This is a genomic window from Pseudarthrobacter sp. CCNWLW217, assembly GCF_037203985.1.
Classification (GTDB): domain Bacteria; phylum Actinomycetota; class Actinomycetes; order Actinomycetales; family Micrococcaceae; genus Arthrobacter.
The window spans coordinates 25,694-42,843 of record NZ_JBBCBT010000019.1 but is presented as its reverse complement, the minus strand read 5'-3'; the positions used below and the strand labels follow the sequence as shown (position 1 = coordinate 42,843).

General features: G+C 65.8%; 17 protein-coding genes. 5 read left to right on the top strand and 12 right to left on the bottom strand.

The features are described 5' to 3' along the window. Positions 1-83: 83 nt before the first annotated feature. The 3 genes from V9L18_RS18760 to V9L18_RS18750 are packed head-to-tail and all read left to right on the top strand — an operon-like array spanning position 84 to position 4,118. On the top strand, positions 84-1,169 hold the full coding sequence (locus V9L18_RS18760) for an extracellular solute-binding protein (RefSeq protein WP_337348667.1): 1,086 nt from the start codon (positions 84-86) through the stop codon (positions 1,167-1,169). 43 nt (positions 1,170-1,212) lie between these two features. Further along, complete coding sequence (locus tag V9L18_RS18755; protein WP_337348666.1) at positions 1,213-2,280, top strand: ABC transporter ATP-binding protein; 1,068 nt, start codon at positions 1,213-1,215, stop codon at positions 2,278-2,280. Next, the gene (locus V9L18_RS18750; RefSeq protein ID WP_337348665.1) at positions 2,277-4,118 is read left to right on the top strand and encodes an ABC transporter permease; all 1,842 of its coding nucleotides are present in this window, start codon (positions 2,277-2,279) and stop codon (positions 4,116-4,118) included. Before V9L18_RS18755 ends, V9L18_RS18750 begins: the two co-directional genes overlap by 4 nt. Here V9L18_RS18750 and V9L18_RS18745 read toward each other — a convergent pair whose 3' ends face one another. Beyond that, positions 4,119-5,174 (bottom strand): FAD-dependent monooxygenase, encoded by a 1,056-nt coding sequence (locus V9L18_RS18745; RefSeq protein WP_337348664.1) that lies wholly within the window; start codon positions 5,172-5,174, stop codon positions 4,119-4,121. 56 nt (positions 5,175-5,230) lie between these two features. Between V9L18_RS18745 and V9L18_RS18740 the strand changes: the two genes are divergently transcribed. Then, on the top strand, positions 5,231-5,770 hold the full coding sequence (locus V9L18_RS18740; protein WP_337348663.1) for a TetR/AcrR family transcriptional regulator: 540 nt from the start codon (positions 5,231-5,233) through the stop codon (positions 5,768-5,770). Positions 5,771-5,876: 106 nt separating this feature from the next. Here V9L18_RS18740 and V9L18_RS18735 read toward each other — a convergent pair whose 3' ends face one another. Both V9L18_RS18735 and V9L18_RS18730 read right to left on the bottom strand, forming a co-directional pair. After that, entirely contained in the window at positions 5,877-7,070 is a 1,194-nt protein-coding gene (locus tag V9L18_RS18735; protein ID WP_337348662.1) for a 4-hydroxybenzoate 3-monooxygenase, read from the bottom strand. A gap of 122 nt (positions 7,071-7,192) precedes the next feature. Further along, on the bottom strand, positions 7,193-7,942 hold the full coding sequence (locus tag V9L18_RS18730; RefSeq protein ID WP_337348661.1) for an IclR family transcriptional regulator: 750 nt from the start codon (positions 7,940-7,942) through the stop codon (positions 7,193-7,195). Positions 7,943-8,158: 216 nt separating this feature from the next. Between V9L18_RS18730 and V9L18_RS18725 the strand changes: the two genes are divergently transcribed. Beyond that, on the top strand, positions 8,159-9,004 hold the full coding sequence (locus V9L18_RS18725) for an ACT domain-containing protein (RefSeq protein WP_337348660.1): 846 nt from the start codon (positions 8,159-8,161) through the stop codon (positions 9,002-9,004). A gap of 53 nt (positions 9,005-9,057) precedes the next feature. Here the strand turns inward: V9L18_RS18725 and V9L18_RS18720 are convergent, their stop codons facing one another. The 9 genes from V9L18_RS18720 to V9L18_RS18680 all read right to left on the bottom strand — a co-directional run bounded on the left by V9L18_RS18720 (position 9,058) and on the right by V9L18_RS18680 (position 17,069). Then, positions 9,058-9,975 carry a diacylglycerol/lipid kinase family protein gene (locus V9L18_RS18720; RefSeq protein WP_337348659.1) on the bottom strand — a complete coding sequence of 306 codons (918 nt, stop codon included), beginning with the start codon at positions 9,973-9,975 and terminating at the stop codon, positions 9,058-9,060. A gap of 47 nt (positions 9,976-10,022) precedes the next feature. Then, positions 10,023-10,265 carry a hypothetical protein gene (locus V9L18_RS18715; protein WP_337348658.1) on the bottom strand — a complete coding sequence of 81 codons (243 nt, stop codon included), beginning with the start codon at positions 10,263-10,265 and terminating at the stop codon, positions 10,023-10,025. A 91-nt stretch (positions 10,266-10,356) separates the two neighbouring features. Then, complete coding sequence (locus tag V9L18_RS18710) at positions 10,357-11,730, bottom strand: NAD(P)(+) transhydrogenase (Re/Si-specific) subunit beta (RefSeq protein ID WP_337348657.1); 1,374 nt, start codon at positions 11,728-11,730, stop codon at positions 10,357-10,359. After that, positions 11,727-12,062: an NAD(P) transhydrogenase subunit alpha gene (locus V9L18_RS18705; RefSeq protein WP_337348656.1), complete on the bottom strand. Its 336-nt coding sequence runs from the start codon at positions 12,060-12,062 to the stop codon at positions 11,727-11,729. The genes V9L18_RS18710 and V9L18_RS18705 overlap by 4 nt, the downstream gene beginning before the upstream one ends. Further along, on the bottom strand, positions 12,062-13,300 hold the full coding sequence (locus V9L18_RS18700) for a Re/Si-specific NAD(P)(+) transhydrogenase subunit alpha (protein ID WP_337348655.1): 1,239 nt from the start codon (positions 13,298-13,300) through the stop codon (positions 12,062-12,064). Before V9L18_RS18700 ends, V9L18_RS18705 begins: the two co-directional genes overlap by 1 nt. Positions 13,301-13,568: 268 nt before the next feature. Further along, positions 13,569-14,378 carry an IclR family transcriptional regulator domain-containing protein gene (locus V9L18_RS18695; protein WP_337348654.1) on the bottom strand — a complete coding sequence of 270 codons (810 nt, stop codon included), beginning with the start codon at positions 14,376-14,378 and terminating at the stop codon, positions 13,569-13,571. 90 nt (positions 14,379-14,468) lie between these two features. After that, positions 14,469-15,161 (bottom strand): 3-oxoacid CoA-transferase subunit B, encoded by a 693-nt coding sequence (locus V9L18_RS18690; RefSeq protein ID WP_337348653.1) that lies wholly within the window; start codon positions 15,159-15,161, stop codon positions 14,469-14,471. A gap of 2 nt (positions 15,162-15,163) precedes the next feature. Beyond that, the gene (locus V9L18_RS18685; RefSeq protein WP_337348652.1) at positions 15,164-15,853 is read right to left on the bottom strand and encodes a 3-oxoacid CoA-transferase subunit A; all 690 of its coding nucleotides are present in this window, start codon (positions 15,851-15,853) and stop codon (positions 15,164-15,166) included. A 16-nt stretch (positions 15,854-15,869) separates the two neighbouring features. Then, a complete protein-coding gene (locus V9L18_RS18680) occupies positions 15,870-17,069 on the bottom strand; it encodes a thiolase family protein (RefSeq protein ID WP_337348651.1) in 1,200 nt (399 codons plus the stop codon). Between the last annotated feature and the right edge of the window lie 81 nt (positions 17,070-17,150).

Below are 17,150 nucleotides of genomic sequence, written 5' to 3'. Positions count from 1 at the left end.
AGCTATAACAGCCTGAAATTGGCGCGTCCGGCGATAGGCTGGCCGGACATGCTCCGCTGACAGTCCAGAAATGAGTCCTGATCGTGCGTAAATTGCAGACATTGGTTGCCGCCGCAGTCGCCGTCACCCTTCTCGCCGGATGCGGAGGCGGCACAGCATCGCCCGCCGCTTCAGGGGCGGCGTCTACCTCCCCGGCAGCCGGTTCCGGCGAAACCCTCGTGATCTACACCAACTCAAACGGCGAAGGCCGCGGCGAGTGGGTGACCGCCAAAGCCGCGGAGGCCGGCTTCAAAATCGAGATTGTAGGCGCCGGTGGCGCCGATGCCACGAACAAGTTGATCGCGGAAAAGAACAATCCCATTGCCGACGTAGCCTACGGCCTGAACAACATGTACTTTGCCCAGATCAAGGACGAAGGCGCGCTTGAGCCCTATGAGCCCTCATGGGCGGGCGAGGTTGACACGGCCCTGGGCGACAGCGGGGACGGTAAGGCTTACTGGCCCCTGGTCAAGCAGGCCATCCTGCTCGGTTACAACTCAGACAAAATCAGCGCCGACGATGCTCCGAAGGACTGGACAGATCTCTGGACCAAAGACGCACTCAAGGAACGCTATGAGCGCGTGACCGGACTCGGTACTGCCACCGCGCAACTGGTCTTTGCCGGCATCCTCACCCGCTACAAGGACGACTCCGGAGACCTCGGCGTTTCGGATGAAGGTTGGAAGCAGGTGGAGCAGTACTTCCAGAACGGCAGCCCCGCCGTGGCCAAGACCGACCTGTTTGCCCGGATTGCCTCGGGCGAGGTGGACCTGGGACAGATGCCGTCGTCGATCATCGCCGAACGGGAGAAGTCCTTCAAGGTCAACGTCGAAACTGTGGCGCCCTCCGTGGGCGTACCCCTGGCAGTGGAACAGATAGCACTGGTGAAGGGGACCGACAAGAAGGAACAGGCGCAGAAGTTCATTGACTGGTTCGGCAGCGCCGAAGTCCAAAGCGCCTTTGCCCAGCAGTTCAACGCCATGCCGGTGAACACCAGCGCCGCCTCGAAAGCCAATCCTGAGGTAGTGGAGTTCTTCGCCGACGTGAAGCAGCAGGATATCGACTGGGATTTCGTGCAGGAGAACATGGGCGCCTGGGTGGAGAAGATCGAGCTCGAGTACATGACGTAGCCGCCCCCTATCCGCACCCACAGTCCCACCAGACAGGTTTCCCATGATCCGCTTGGACAACATCGAAGTTTCCTTCGGCGACTTCACAGCCATCCCAGACCTGAACCTCCACGTCAGGCCAGGGGAATTCTTCACACTCCTGGGCCCCTCCGGCTGCGGAAAAACGACGGCGTTGCGCACCTTGGCAGGGTTCATCGAGCCCTCCAGGGGAACCGTCCACGTGGATGGGAAAAACGTCACCCGGCTGGCCAGCGACAAACGCCAGGTGGGCATGGTCTTCCAGAACTATGCCCTCTTCCCCAGCATGAGCGTATGGGAGAACATCGCATTCGGACTCCGGGTCCGGAAGGAAAAATCCGCCGACACTGACCGCCTGGTGCGCGATATCGCCCGCCGGGTGGAGCTCAGCGAAGACCAGCTGGGCAAGAACGTGGCGGAGCTGTCGGGAGGTCAGCAGCAACGTGTGGCCGTGGCCCGCGCACTGGTTCTGCGGCCCAAGATCCTGCTGTTGGACGAGCCGCTGTCCAACCTGGACGCCAAGCTGCGGAACCAGCTCCGGCAGCAGCTCAAAGACCTGCAAAGCGAGTTCGGCATCACCACCGTCTACGTCACCCACGACCAGGATGAGGCCCTGGCCATGAGCGACCGCGTGGCCGTGTTCAACAAGGGAGTGGTTGAGCAGGTGGGCACGCCGAAGGACATCTACGACCAGTCAGCCACCGAGTTTGTCTGCAACTTCATCGGTGATAGCTCCCCGCTGACCCCGGAGTTCGTGGCGGAGCTGAACCGGCTCTCCGGCGCCGGCCTGGACCCTGACGCCAATTCCTACCTGCGGGTGGAAAAGGCGTCACTGACACCGCCGGCGGACGGAGGCACCGCCGTCGGGCTGTCCGGAACAGTCGTATCTCGTACCTACCACGGCCTGCACAGCCGCTATGTGGTGCGGAGCCGCGGCGCGGACATCCGGCTGTTGGTCAAGGAAGACGGCGGTGCCCACCCCGAAGCCGGCGCCGAAGCCACAGTGTACGTCCAGCCGGCCCACGTGCTGCAGTACCATCCGGGCACCGGAGCCGCCCTGGCCAAGCAGGACCAGGCAGTGGCCCTGCCATGAACCGCGGTCCCGCTAACATCGGCGGTAAGAAGGGCGGCAGGAACGGCGGCTCTGCCAGGAGCATGCTCCGGTCCCCCTTCGTCCTGATGGTGGGCGCAGTGCTCACCTGGTTTATCGCAGCGTTCCTGGTCTGGCCCAACCTCAACGTCCTGATTGCAACGTTCTTCCCGGACGGCAGCTTCTCGGGGCGGGCGGCCGAGAAGCTGTTCTCCTCGCAGCGCGCCATGAAGTCACTGGGCAACAGCTTCCTGCTGGCACTGGCCCTGTCCATCACGGTGAACGCCGTGGGAATCTTCATTGTGCTGGTCACGCACTACTTCAAGATCCGCGGCTCCCGTATCCTTTTCCTCGGCTACGCCACCACGTTCATCTACGGCGGCATCGTGCTGGCCGCTGGCTACAAGTTCATCTATGGCGACAAAGGCATTGTCACTTCCCTGCTGCTCAAGGTCTTCCCCGGAATGGACCCGGCATGGTTCTCCGGCTTCTTTGCTGTCCTTGTGGTGATGACCTTCGCCACGACCACCAACCACATGCTGTTCGTGGGCAATGCACTCAAGGGCGTTGACTACCAGACCATCGAGGCGGCCAGGAACCTCGGGGCGTCCACTTGGACCATCCTGCGCCGCGTGGTGCTGCCCATGCTCAAACCCACGCTGTTCGCCGTCACCATCCTGTCCTTCCTGACTGGCCTGGGCGCACTCAGCGCTCCGCAGGTGCTGGGCGGCCGGGAGTTCCAGACCATCACGCCGATGATCCTGACGTTCGCCAACAGCCCCACCTCCCGGGACCTGGCTGCGCTGCTGGCCGTCATCCTGGGCGTTTCCACCATCCTGATGCTCGCGGTCATGTCCCGGCTGGAGAAGCGCGGCACGTACTACTCACTGTCCAAGGTGTCCTCGGCCCTGCAGAAGCAGCGAATCACCAGCCCTGTTGCCAACGCTGCCGTGCACGCCATCGCCTACCTGCTTTTTGCCTTGTACACCTTGCCCGTGGTGCTTATCGTGTTGTATTCCTTTGCCGACGGCGCCGCGATCCAGACCGGCCAGATCTCCCCGGGCAGCCTGACCCTGGACAACTATGTACGGGTCCTCACCCAGGAGTCGGGCCTGCGCCCTTTCATCGTCAGCGTCGTTTACAGTGGGCTGGCCACCCTGATAGCGGTGGGCGGCCTGCTGTTCGTGGCCCGGCTGCTGCAGAAGTACAAGAATTGGGTCGCGTCCGTTTTCGAATACTTGCTCCACATTCCCTGGATCCTGCCGTCCGCCCTGCTCGCCCTCGGACTCATCATCAGCTACGACCACCCGAATCCGCTCGTGGGCGGGGCCGTGCTGACAGGAACCACGGTGATCCTCCTGATCGCGTTCGTGACTGTGAAGATCCCGTTCACCCTCCGTATGCTCAAAGCCTCGTTCGCGTCGGTCAACTCCTCGATGGAGGAAGCCGCAGCCATCATGGGAGCCAAAACGCTGTATGTGTTCCGCCGGATCCTGCTGCCCATTGTCCTCCCGGCTGCTGCAGCCATCGCGGCCTTGAACTTCAACAGCATGCTGGATGACTATGACACCGCGATCTTCCTGGCGCACCCACTGGTCCAGCCGCTGGGGCTGGTGATCAAGGCCAATACCGACGGTGCAGAAGGAGTTGAGGGTGTGGGGAACACGTTCGTCTACACCGTGCTGCTGATGATCATCACGGGGCTCACCATGTACCTCGTCTACGGCCGCTCCAGCCGCCGCGGTGCGGGGCGCAAAAACGTCCCGGGGGCTGCTCCAGATGCGGCCACGTCACCTGGGCTGGTGGCGGCCGGCGCAGAACCAGCCGCCCCCGTCCGCTGATCAGGTGGGGGAACCAGTAACGACGGCGGCGTGCTCCTTCGGGCGCCGGGCCAGCGTCAGCAGCCGGTCGCGCAGGGGCTGGGCGGCTTCCGTCAGCGCCACGCGCATCAGCGCGGACGACGCCAGGCCCAAGGCTTGAGTGCGGAGCCGCCGCTGGCGATCGTATGACCTCAGTGCCTCGTCAGCAGGAAGGACATTCAAAAGTTCCGCCAGTGTGACTGCATCGACTAATGCTTCGCAGGCTCCCCTGCCGAGGTTGGGCGTCATGGCATGGGCTGCATCGCCGATCAGCACAACCCGGCCGCGGACGAAGGACCGCAACCGCGGCGTGGTCCAGATCCCCTGGGCAAGCGAACGCTCCGGAGTGGCTTGGGCAAGGACGTCGCGGATGGCACCCGCGTGCCCGGCGTAGCGGATCCGTGCCTGCTCAAGGGCTGAGGCGACGTCGATTCCCTCCACCCCAAGGTCGGAGCGATAGCTCGCGTACCAGTTGGTGCCGGCGGCTGCAGCGGCGATGCCAAAAAGATCTCCGCGCCCCCAGTACTCGCCAACGTGTTCCGGGTGGACAGGCACCGGTAGCGTACCCCGGACGGCAAGGTACGGAGTGGGCCGGGCTGCGGTCCTCTCCCCCCAGATGCCGCGACGCACCGCGCTGTGTACGCCGTCGGCCCCTACCACCAGGCCGGCCCCGGACGGGACCGCGTGGAAGCGGCCCGTGGTCCGGCGGACAGTGTCCGGCACGGCAGCGTCCAGCAGGCGCAGCAGGTCCACCCTCGAAATGCCGAACATTTGGCCGCCGTTCACGGTAACCCAGGGCACGCCCGCGGCATTGCGGATGGATCCGCTTCCAATCACCGGGCTCACGGTGCGGGCCTCAGCCAGGACACCCACTTTTTCCAGGGCACGTTGCGCGTTGGGCCACATGGCCAGCACTGTCCCAACCGCGGGCAACTCCGGCCGCTTCTCTGTGACCGTCACATCGAAACGGTCCTGGTCCAGGCAGGCAGCCAGTGCCAGCCCGGCAATTCCTCCGCCAACAATCGAGATTGTTTCCATGCGTGCGATCCTACTACTTTTGTAGTGATTCGGAAGGGGTCAATTACACTGGGCCCATGCCTGACCGCCGCACGGAACTTATGGACGCCGCCTTGAGGGTGGTGGCGGACAAAGGAATGAAAGGCCTCACCCACCGGGCCGTTGACGCGGCTGCGCAGCTGGCCGAAGGGACCACCTCCAATTACTATCGGAACCGGGCTGCCTTAGTGGAGGCCGTTCTGGACCGCCTGGAGCAGCTGGACGTCGCACTCCTGCAGGACCAGGGGCAGGCCGGCCCGCCCGGGAACATTGAGGAGCTGGCCCGTCAACTGGCCGCCCTGGTCTTGGCGCTGGCAGGACAGCACGCGGCTCTCACGCGTGCCCGGTTGGCGCTTTCCCTGGACAAACCCGAGGCGGTGACCGCCGGCCATTTCCGGCTGGTGGGCGGGCTGGAGCAGGCGCTGACCGCCTTAGGGGTGGCTGACGCAGCCGGGCGGGCTCGGGACGTGGCGGATTACGGCGACGGCGTACTGCTCCACATGCTCACCGTCAGGCAAGGCGAGCATCCGGACGTTGCAGCCATTGCCGCCCCAATCCGGCGGCTGCTGGCGCCCTGACGCTCTGACGCCCTTGCCTGATTCCGCACGTCGGGGACCGGCCCGCACAGCCGGCGTCAGCCCCGCCGTCGTACTTCAATTTCACAGCCTTCTATGTCACGGCATTCTAGGAAACGGCGCCGGGCCAGCCGGTGTAGGCCTCGGCCAGGTAGGCCATGCCGTGCCGGGAGGAGACCACGGAGTTCAGTTCGCCGAGCTGGCGGGCGCGGGTGAAGTCATCCGCGTCCACCGGCGTGTGGAGCATGGTGGTCATCCAGTAGGAGAACTGCTGGGCCTTCCACACGCGCTCCAGTGCCCGGTCACTGAAAGTGTCCAGCAGGTGCGTGGAGCCCGAGTTGTAGTAGCTGTCCAGTCCTTCGAAGAGGACCTTGACGTCATGGATGGCCAGATTCAGGCCCTTGGCGCCGGTGGGCGGGACAGTGTGCGCTGCATCGCCGGCCAGGAACAGGTTGCCGTGGCGCATGGGGGTGTGCACAAAGCTGCGGAACGGCAGGACCATCTTGTCGATGACGGGGCCTTCCTTGAGTTCAAAGCCATTGCCGTTGACCCGGCTGCGGAACTCGGCCCAGATCCGGTCCTCGTCCCAGTCAGCCACGTTCTCATGGGGATCGCACTGGAAGTACATCCGCTGCACGGTTTCGGTGCGCTGGCTGATCAGGGCGAAGCCGTTGGCGGAGTTGGCATAGATCAGCTCGTCCGCGCTGTGCGGAGCTTCGGCCAGGATGCCGAACCAGGCGAAAGGGTACTCGTGGAAGTACCACTTCCGGTTGGCCTCCGGGATCTGGAAGCGGCAGTGGCTGCGGGAACCGTCCGCGCCCACCACGAAGTCCGCCTGGATCTCGTACTCCACACCGTCGGCGTCGGTGAACCACACCTTCGGCTTGCCCTCGAGGTCGTGCACGGTGGTGTCCGTGACGCTGTAGCGGACGTCGCCGCCGTCGGCCTTCCGTCGTGCTGCGAGGTCCAGGAAGACGTCCGTCTGCGGGTAGAGCCAAACGGACTCCCCCACGAGGTCCTTGAAGTCGACGCGGTGGCTTTCGCCGTTGAACCGCAGTTCGATGCCGTCATGCCGGTCCCCGTCACGCAGCACCCGGTCCGAGACTCCGCTGTCCACGAGCAGGTTGACGGTTCCGTGCTCCAGGATGCCGGCGCGGACGGTTTCGGAGATGACCTTGTGACTGCGGACTTCGACCACGGTGGAGTCGATCCCGGCGTTGGCCAGGAGGTGGGAAAGCATCAGGCCGGCCGGGCCGGCGCCCATGATGGCCACCTGGGTGGTGATGATTTTGCGTGGTGCCATGGCTGTTTCTCGCTTCGTTGCGGGGGCTCGTGCTGGAAGAGCTGCGTGGGGCGTCTGGGCTTCAGTGTGCAGCAGGAAGCCTGACCGGCGTAACGCGTATTCCATTCAACGGAAGTCCGAAATCAGCTGCCGGCCTCGCCCAGTCGCCGGCCGATTCCCCGCGCGGCAGTCTGCAGAGCAGGAACCAGGGCCTGCAGGCTCATCTCCCGGAGCGGAACCACCACGCCGAGCGCTGCCACCGCGCGCTGCCTCGCGTCCAGGACAGGAACGGCAATGCCCCAGGTGTCCGGATCCACGACGCCGGCGAGCTGCGCAAAGCCCTGCAAGGCCGTTTCGCTGAGCAGGCCGCGCACCGCATCCCGCGTTACCTTCCCGGAGGGGTCAGCGAACTGCTCGAGGTACTCAGCCTGCAGCGCCTTCCCCTGGTGCGCCATCAGCGCGAGCCCGGCTGAGGAAACGTGGACGGGCATCCGTCCGGCCACTTTGGCCCGGTTGGCCACGGAACCGCGGTGGGACAGCCGTTCCACGAAGAGGGCCTCCCAGTGGTCCAGGACCGCCAGGTTCACGTTCTGGTTCAGGACCTGCTGGATGTCCTCCATGAACGGCATGGCGGCCTGCCGCAGCGCCAGGGTGGGCGAATTACGGTTCACCAGTTCCCACAGACGCAGCCCCAGCCGAACGGTTCCACCGGCGCCGGTCTCAAGCAGGCCGTGCGCTGCCAACTGCCGGACCAGCCGATGCGCCGTAGTGAGGGGAAGCTCCGCCCGGGCGGCCAAGTCCGAAAGCTGGAGGCTGCTGGCGCCTTCAGGGAACGCTGAAATGACCCTGACCACACGATCCACCACAGAGTCCCCGGAGACTGAATTGGCCATGATCCGTCGCTTCCATTGAATGGGGTGACTTTGTCCAAGAATACCCCGCCGCCTGACTCAGCCACGCAGCCGGCGCGTGCGCACCCAGCCATGTGCCGCCGTCGGGCAGTCATGGAAAGCTGCCGGGACTGCCCGTAAATCCTATGTTGCGGAGCGTTCCCACGATCGGAACGGCGGGGCAACACCCCTGAAACAGCACCACGTGATCCTTGGAACATGAAGCCCACCGCAAGCAGCCCTGCCGCGGCTGATTTGAGCTGCGAAGTCTGCGGCCTGATGCCCGAACCCACCAAGACCCGGCTCACGGTAGCGAATGTCGCCGTCATGCTTCCTATCGAGCTTCTGGTCCACGCCCTGGTGGTAGGGACCCATCTCCCTTACCTGGCCAAGGTACTGGTGCTCACCCTCACGGCCACCATCCTGGTGATCTGGGTGGCCGAGCCGTCCGCTGCCCGCGTCCTGCGCGGCTGGCTGCATGCACCAGCCCTGCGCCACCGCCGTCAGTTGGGGAAGGCACCGTCGCTATGGCGGGCCCGCACCGTACTCCAGGACCAGCCGGGTTCGCTCCAGAAAATCACCAAGGCCCTGGCCCGCCTGGACACCAACATTTTGAGCATCCACGTCCACCCTGTGGCCGGCGGCGTCCTGGACGAATTTGTGCTCTCCGCTCCCGGAAACCTCAGCGAACGGGACCTGCTGGATGCACTGCACGACGGCGGCGGCTCCCGGTCCCATGTGTGGCCCACCACGGCACTGGCCATGGCAGACGGCCAGACCAGGGCGCTGAGCCTGGCGGCCAGGATCGCAGACGCCCCGGACGAACTGCCGCTGGCCGTGGCCGAACTGTTGCGCGCACGCATCCTCACGCCGTCGGAGGCTGCTCTGGAAAAGCACGACGCCGGAACGCGGCTGAAAATCCCTACCGCCTGGCACGGACCCCTCACGTTCGTCCGTCCCGGCGAACCGTTCACGCCCGCTGAGTCGGCCCGCGCGCACCGCCTCGCGGAGCTCGCCGAGATCCTGGCCCACCGGCCCGTCGCTGCCGCCCCCCCATCTAGGTAGCAGCAGATGTCGTTATGGAGCCTCAAAACGACATCTGCTGCTACCTAGTTGGGTTACATCCGGAGGGTGAGGGCGGAGGGCTCCAGGGTCATAAGGACATGCTTGCCGTCACCCTCGTGGTCGCCGTCGAGTTGGTAGTCGTCGTTGTGTTCCAGGGTGATCTCCACGGTTTTGCCTTGGAAGTACTCCACTGAGGTGTCCCGGCCCTTCCCCTTGCCGATCATGCCCGCGATCACGGAGAACCAGCCGAGCTTCCCCCGCGGTGCCAGGACCACCACATCGAGGAGGCCGTCGTCTACCTTGGCGTCGGGGAAGATCTCCAGGCCGCCCTGGACCTTGCCGCAGTTTCCCACCATGACGCTGCGGACCCGGCGGTGGACCACGTCCTTGCCGTCGACAACGATGGTGGCCTTGACCGGCTTGCCCGGCAGGTTCCGGATGCCGGCATCCACGTAGGCCAGCCAGCCCACCTTGTCCTTGAGGTCCTCGTTGGTGTCGGCCATGATCGTGGCGTCGTAGCCCACGCCGGCCATCACCAGGAACAGCTGCTCCTTGTCGGGGTTGTTCCGGCGGGCGCGGACGACGTCGATCTTCCGCTCGGTTCCCGCTAGGGCCCCGGCCATGGCGCCGTCAAAGTCGGTGACGTCCATGCCCAGGTTGCGGGCCAGGAGGTTGCCCGTGCCGAACGGAAGCAGTCCCATGGGCACGTCACCGCCAGCAAGGACTTCGGCCACACATCGCACGGTGCCATCGCCACCTGCGGCAATAACGATGGCGGCGCCCTGCTCCAGCGCTTCCTTTGCCTGGCCGACGCCTGGGTCCTCCTTGGTGGTCTCCAGCCAAATGGGTTCGCCCCAGCCGTTCTCAGAACAGTGCTTGGCCGCGAGGGCACGCACGTCAACATCCACCGGCTTGGCAGGATTGACGATGATGGCCGCGCGCTTAAGGGCAGGGGAGCTGTTGCCTGTCATGGTGTCCTTCGGTGACGTTGGATGGGCGTTAATAGAAAGCGTACTTCCTAAGTCTGGATTTCCTGAGCCCTGGCTTCGTGGTTCCGGGCGTTGATCCGGGCCGACCGCACGATGGTGAAGACGCCGAGAGCATCAACCACGGCGATGACGGCGATCATCCAGTACAGGCCCTGCCCCGCCACCAGGACCATGCCGATCACACCGGTAACAACTGTCATGATGACCGGCAGCAGCCAAACGGGGCGGGCCGTTCGGGGTGCTTCTTCGGGCGTAGTCTGCGGGTAGCTCATGGATGAGTCTCCTCGTGAAACGTGGATGGAATCGCCAGCGAATGACGTGCCGGGCTGGTAAGCGTCAGGGTCGGTCCTATGGCCAGCAAGACTACAGCGCCTTCACAGCACCCAGGACTTTGGCCAGCGAATCCTTGGCGTCACCGAACAGCAGGGAAGTCTGCGGTTCATAGAGCAGCTCGTTCTCGATTCCCGCGAAACCGGGCCGCATCGAGCGCTTCAGGAAGATCACCTGGCGGGCATCGGAGACTTCCAGGATGGGCATGCCGTAGATCGGCGAGCCGGAGGACGTCTTCGCCGCCGGGTTCACCACATCGTTGGCGCCCACCACCAGCGCCACGTCCGCGGTCCGGAACTCAGAGTTGATCTCGCCCATCTCCTTGAGCGACTCATACGGCACATTGGCCTCGGCGAGAAGCACGTTCATGTGCCCCGGCATCCGCCCGGCCACCGGATGGATGGCGAAGTCCACCTCGATGCCCCGGGCCTCCAGGGCCAGGGCCAGCTCGGCGGCGGTATGTTGTCCCTGCGCCACGGCCAGGCCGTAGCCAGGCACAATGATGACCCGCTGCGCGTAGCCCAGCAGCACTGCGACGTCCTCGGCGCTGGAGGACCTCACGGGACGTTCGCTCACGGCGGTGGATCCCGCCGTCGAACCTCCCCGGAAGGCGCCGAACAGGATGCCGGCCACGCTGCGGCCCATGGCCGCGGCCATGGCGCGGGTGAGGATGGTACCGGAGGCACCCACCAGGGTTCCCGCCACCACCAGCAGCACGTTGCCCAGCACCACACCGGACGCGGCCACGGCGAGGCCGGTGAACGCGTTCAGCAGGGAAATAACGATCGGCACATCCGCGCCGCCCACGGGCAGCACCAGCAGCACGCCGGCGGCGAGACCCAGGACCATCAGCAGCACGGCGAGCGGCAGCGAACCGGTCAGGACGACGGCGACAGAGGTACCCACCGCGGCGAGCAGCACCAACGCCATCACCACAGGCAGTCCGGGGAAGACGACGGGGCGGGTGGTCATCAGTTCCTGGAGCTTCGCGAAGGTGACCCCGGACCCGGCGAAGGAAACTGCGCCCACCAGGAGCGTGAAGACAATGGCCAGCCGCACCCACGGATCCGGCGTATGGCCGAGTTCCAGGAGCGCTACCAGCGCGGCAGCACCGCCGCCCACACCGTTGAAGAGGGCCACCAGCTGGGGCATCTGGGTCATTTTCACCCGCCTGGCCACCGGGGCGGCCACGGCGGTTCCTACCGCGATGGCACCGATGATCCACGGAATATTGTCCAGGCGTGAGGACAGGAACACCGTGACGACGGCGACCAACGCACCGAAGGCACCCACCAGGTTTCCGCGGCGGGCGGTGCGCGGGGAGCTGAGGCCACGAAGGGCGAGGATGAAGAACACGGCCGCTGCAAGGTAGAGCAGGGCAGTCCAGACCGGATCGAGGAGGGTCATTGTCCTTCCCCCTTGCCTACGGCTTTCCCGACGGTGCCATCCCTGCCTGGGGCTTCCTGGCGGCCCCGGAACATGTGCAGCATCCGGTCAGTAACCACAAAACCGCCCACCAGGTTGGCGGTGGCCAGCACTACGGCGAGCAGGGCCACGGCCAGGATCCCCGGATCGGCAGCCTGCCCGGCCACGATGATGGCACCCACCAGGATGATGCCGTGGATGGCATTCGCCCCGGACATCAGCGGCGTGTGCAGGGTGCTGGAGACCTTGGAGACCACTTCAAAACCCACAAAGACGGCAAGGACGGTGACGGTGAGCAGGCTCATGCCGTCCATCAGATTCCTCCCTCGCTGCGGACGATGTCGTTGTGGAGCGTTTCGTTTTGGACCGTGTCGTTTTGGACCGTGGGCGAATGGTCCGGAGGGGCGGGGATGAGCGCCGCCAGAGCTTCGGCCGTGGGCAAATGCCGCACCGCGCCGTCGTGCGTGAGGCAGGCGCCGGCCACCACTTCGTCGTCGAAATCAGGGCTGGTCACCCCGTCCCGAGTCATCAGGGCCAGCAGGTTGGCCACGTTCTTGGCGTAGAGGCGGGACGCATCCGAGGCCATCGCGGACGGTGCGTCCTTCAGTCCCACCAAGGTGACGTGGCCCTGCCCGTCTGCTGTGGGCACCGGAATATCTTCGCCGGGAACCGAGCCCTCCACGTTGCCGCCGGATTCCGCGGCGAGGTCGACGACGACGGAACCGGGCCGCATGGCCTGCACCATCTGCCGGCTCACCAGGAGCGGTGCCCGCCTGCCGGGTACAGCCGCCGTCGTAATCAGGACATCCGCCTGGGCGACATGCGGCGCGAGCAGCTCACGCTGGAGGGCGCCGCGGTCGGCGCTGAGTTCACGGGCGTAGCCGCCGGAGGCCTCGGCCGTTTCGAGGTCGAGCCTGATGAAGGTGCCGCCCATCGATGCGACTTCATCCGCGGAGGCAGGCCGGATGTCGTTGGCGGAGACGCGGGCACCGAGCCGCTTGGCGGTGCCGATAGCCTGGAGCCCGGCCACACCGGCGCCAAGCACCAGCACCCGGGCCGGCGGCACAGTGCCGGCAGCGGTCATGTACAGCGGGAAGAAGCGCGGCAGCCGGATGGCGGCCTCCAACACGCAGCGGTAGCCGGCTACCAAGGCCTGGGAGCTGAGCGCGTCCATGGACTGGGCCCGGGAAATGCGGGGCACCAGTTCCAAGGCGAAGGCCGTGACGCCGGCGTCCGCGAGCGCCTGGACGGTGGCCAGTTCGGACGAGGGCGACGCCATCCCCACGGTAACGGCACCGGGTTTCAAGGACCGGGCCGTTGCCGGTTCCAGCGGACGTACGTGGACCAGGATGTCCAGGTCGGCGGGATTCAGGGCTGGGACTGTCATGGCGCCGGCATGCATGTATTCGTGGTCGCCGTATCCGGCTGGGTCCCCTGCCCCCGACTCGATCAGCACGTCCAGCCCCAGGCCGGCCAATTGCTTGACCGTCTCCGGGGTGGCGGCCACTCGCCGTTCACCCTCATGGCGTTCCCGCGGTATGCCCAGTTTCACCCGCCACTCCCCTCACAGCCGTGTGCGGCAGTGCCTCAGGGTCCGTGTCCGTCAGTTTGACCGGCGGGAACTTCGCGAGCGGCACTGCTGCACGTAGTTGGCTAGAGTCTATGGCCAGCACCGCTCCGGCGGCAGTAGCGCAGCAGGCTTATGTGGAAACAGTTACCCACAGGGCCCAGAAAAGGCCGCGGTCCAGCTCCAGGCAGGCAGAAGGGACAAGAGGGCGACGGCGGAACATTCCGCCGTCGGCCTCTTCTGTTTGTCTCGACTACCGCCGGGCGGTCAGATCGGCCGAAATGAGCTTCGCCGTCGCCACGATTTCCTGCGCCACCGAGGCGAGATACGCATCCGGGTCCGGCTGGGCCGCGACGGACTGGGCCTGCAGGGACACGTTGACGGCTGCCACCACCTTGGGTCCGTCATAAACCGGAGCGGCGACGGACATGAGTCCAAGTTCCAGCTCCTGGTCCAGCAGGCACCAACCCTGGGTGCGGACCTTTTCCAGGACGGCCAACAGTTCCGGGACAGTGCCCAGCGCGCGGGGCGTCAGCGGTTTGATCTCAGCGGCGGCCAAGTAGGCCTTCAGCTCGGCCGGCGGCAGCGCGGCGAGGAGCACCCTGCCCATCGATGTGGCGTACGCCGGGAAGCGGGTGCCCACCGTGATGCCAACGTTCATGATCCGGCGGGTGGTCACCCTGGCGATGTACGCGATGTCCGTGCCGTCCAATACAGCCGCGGAGGTGGACTCGCCCAGTTTCAGCGACAGTTCTTCCAAATGCGGCTGGGCAAGCTGCGGCAGCGACAATCCGGACAGATACGCGTACCCGAGCTGGAGCACTTTGGCCGTCAGCGCGAACGTCTTGCCGTCGGTGCGGACATAGCCCAGTTCCACCAGCGTGTGCAGGAAACGCCGCGCGGTGGCCCGGGTGAGGTCCGTGCGGGCCGCCACTTCAGTGAGGGTCATCAGCGGGTGATCGGTATCGAACGCACGGATGACGGCCAGCCCGCGTGCCAGCGACTGCACGTACTGGTCGCCCGCCTGCGGAGCGGCCTGCGTGTCTGCTGGTGCGTTGGTCATGGTTACCAATCCTATTCGGCGGGAACTGGCAGATGCCCCTCAACTCATGGGTTTGAGGGGATTGCTGCCAAGTTCGCGCCAGGGCCAGTGTTAAGGCGCGACGGCGGGGGCTGCTGTGAGCGGGACCGGCACCAGTTCCTGAAGCTCCTCCAGCGTGCAGCCGAAGGTTTCGCGGACCTGGACGCCCTCAGGCCCGGTAAGGAACACCGCCTTGTCCGTGTACACGCGGGTCACGCAGCCGACACCGGTGAGGGGGTAGGTGCAGGCTTCCACGATCTTGGAGGCACCCTCGCGGGTCAGCAGCGTCATCATCACAAACACGTCCTTGGCGCCCGTGGCGAGGTCCATCGCGCCGCCCACGGCCGGGATCGCGCCCGGGGCGCCGGTGTGCCAGTTGGCGAGGTCGCCGGTGGCGGAGACCTGGAAGGCTCCCAGGACGCAGATGTCCAGGTGCCCGCCGCGCATGATCGCGAAGGAGTCGGCGTGGTGGAAGTAGGACGCCCCCGGGAGTTCCGTGACGGGGATCTTGCCGGCGTTGATGAGGTCCTCGTCGATCTCCTCATCTCTGGCCTCCGGACCCATGCCCAGCATCCCGTTCTCGGTGTGGAGCGTGATGTCCTGGTCCGCTGTGAGGTAATTGGACACCAGCGTGGGCTGGCCGATACCCAGGTTCACGAACGAGCCGGGCTTGATGTCCTTGGCCACGAGCCGGGCGAGGTCGTCGCGGCCCAGTGGCGTTGCGGATGTCTGGATGCTGGTCTGGCTGTTGGTCTGTGCGCTCATTTTCAGGCCACCTGTTCTGGTGTTCCGGCGGCTGCGGCCACGCGGACAACGGTGTTGACGTAGATTCCCGGGGTAACCACGGCCTCCGGGTCCAGTGCCCCGGTGGGCACGATCTCGGAAACCTGGACGATGCTCTGCTTGGCAGCGGCGGCCATGATCGGGCCGAAGTTCCGGGCGGTTTTACGGTAAACGAGGTTGCCCTTGCCGTCGGCTTTGAGGGCCTTGATCAGTGCGACGTCGGCGTGGATGGGGGTCTCAAAGACCTGCCCGCGGCCGTCGATGATCCGGGTTTCCTTGCCCTCGGCGAGCATGGTGCCGTAGCCGGTGGGGGTGAAGAACCCGCCGATTCCCGCGCCGGCGGCCCGGATGCGCTCGGCCAGGTTTCCTTGCGGGACGAGTTCCAGCTCGATCTGCCCGGCCTTGTACTTGGCGTCGAAGTGCCAGGAGTCGGATTGCCGCGGGAAGGAGCAGATCATTTTCTTCACCCGGCCTTCCTTGATCAGCAGCGCAAGGCCCTGGTCGCCTTGGCCGGCGTTGTTGTTCACCACGGTCAGGTCGGTGGCGCCGCAGTCCATCAGCGCGTCGATCAGTTCGAACGGCTGCCCGGCATTGCCGAACCCGCCGATCATCACGGTGGAACCGTCCCGGATGCCGGCGACGGCATCGGCCACAGTGTCTACGAAATTCAGCATCGCTTAGCCCTTTCCTTTACGCCGAAGCACCGGCGGTGACGTTTTCAAGCACCACGGCCAGGCCCTGCCCAACGCCGATGCAGATCGCCGCGACGCCCCAGCGCTGACCGGAGGCCTGCAGGGACCGGGCGAGGGTGCCCAGGATCCGGGTGCCGGACGCGCCGAGCGGGTGGCCCATCGCGATGGCACCGCCGTGCCGGTTCACGATCTCGCGGCTGATGCCCCAGGCGTTGATGCAGGCCAGGGACTGCGCGGCGAACGCTTCGTTAAGTTCGACGGCGCCCACCTGGTCCCAGCCGATGCCCGCCTTCGCGAGGGCTTTGTTGGCGGCCTCCACCGGGGCGTAGCCGAAGTACTGGGGGTCGTTGCCGTGAGCGCCGCGGCCGGCGATCCTGGCCAGCGGTTCGAGCCCGAGCATCCCGGCGGCAGCTTCGGAGCCGATCCAAGCCGCGGAGGCGCCGTCGGACAGCGGGGACGCATTTCCCGCGGTGACCGTGCCGTTCTCGGCCCGGAACACCGTCTTCAGCCCGGCGAGCTTCTCGGCGGAAGAACCCGCGCGGATGCCTTCGTCCCGGACCAGGTCCGTTCCCGGAACCGGGGCGACGAGGTTGTCGTAGAAGCCCTCGTCCCACGCCGCCGCGGACAGGTTGTGCGAGTTCGCGGCGAATTCGTCCTGCGCCTCGCGGGTCACACCGTACTTCTCGCGCAGCCGCTCAGTGGCCTCGCCCAGGGAGATGGTCCATTCCTGAGGCATGGCCTTGTTCACCAGGCGCCAGCCCAGCGTGGTGGAGGCCAGCGTCATGTCGCCGGCGGGGTAGGGCTTCTCCGTCTTGGGAAGTACCCAGGGGGCACGGGACATCGACTCGGCGCCGCCCACCAGCATCAGCTCGGCGTCGCCGGCGTTGATCTGGCGCGAGGCGATGATCGCGGCATCCAGGGAGGAGCCGCAGAGCCGGTTCACCGTGGTACCCGGGATGGACACCGGCATTCCGGCCAAAAGCGTACCCATCCGGGCGATGTTGCGGTTTTCCTCGCCGGCGCCGTTGGCGTTGCCGAAGACAACCTCGTCGATCCGCTCCGGATCGAGCCCGGGCGCGCGCTTTACCGACTCGGTGATCACGTGCGCTGCCAAGTCATCCGGGCGGACCCCCGCGAGGCCGGAGCCGAACTTGCCGAACGGGGTGCGCACGGCGTCGTACACAAAAGCCTGATTCATGGTGCTCCTCTAAATCTGTGTCGGGCCCAACTAGGTAGCAGCTGATGTCGTTATGAGGGCTCAAAACGACATCTGCTGCTA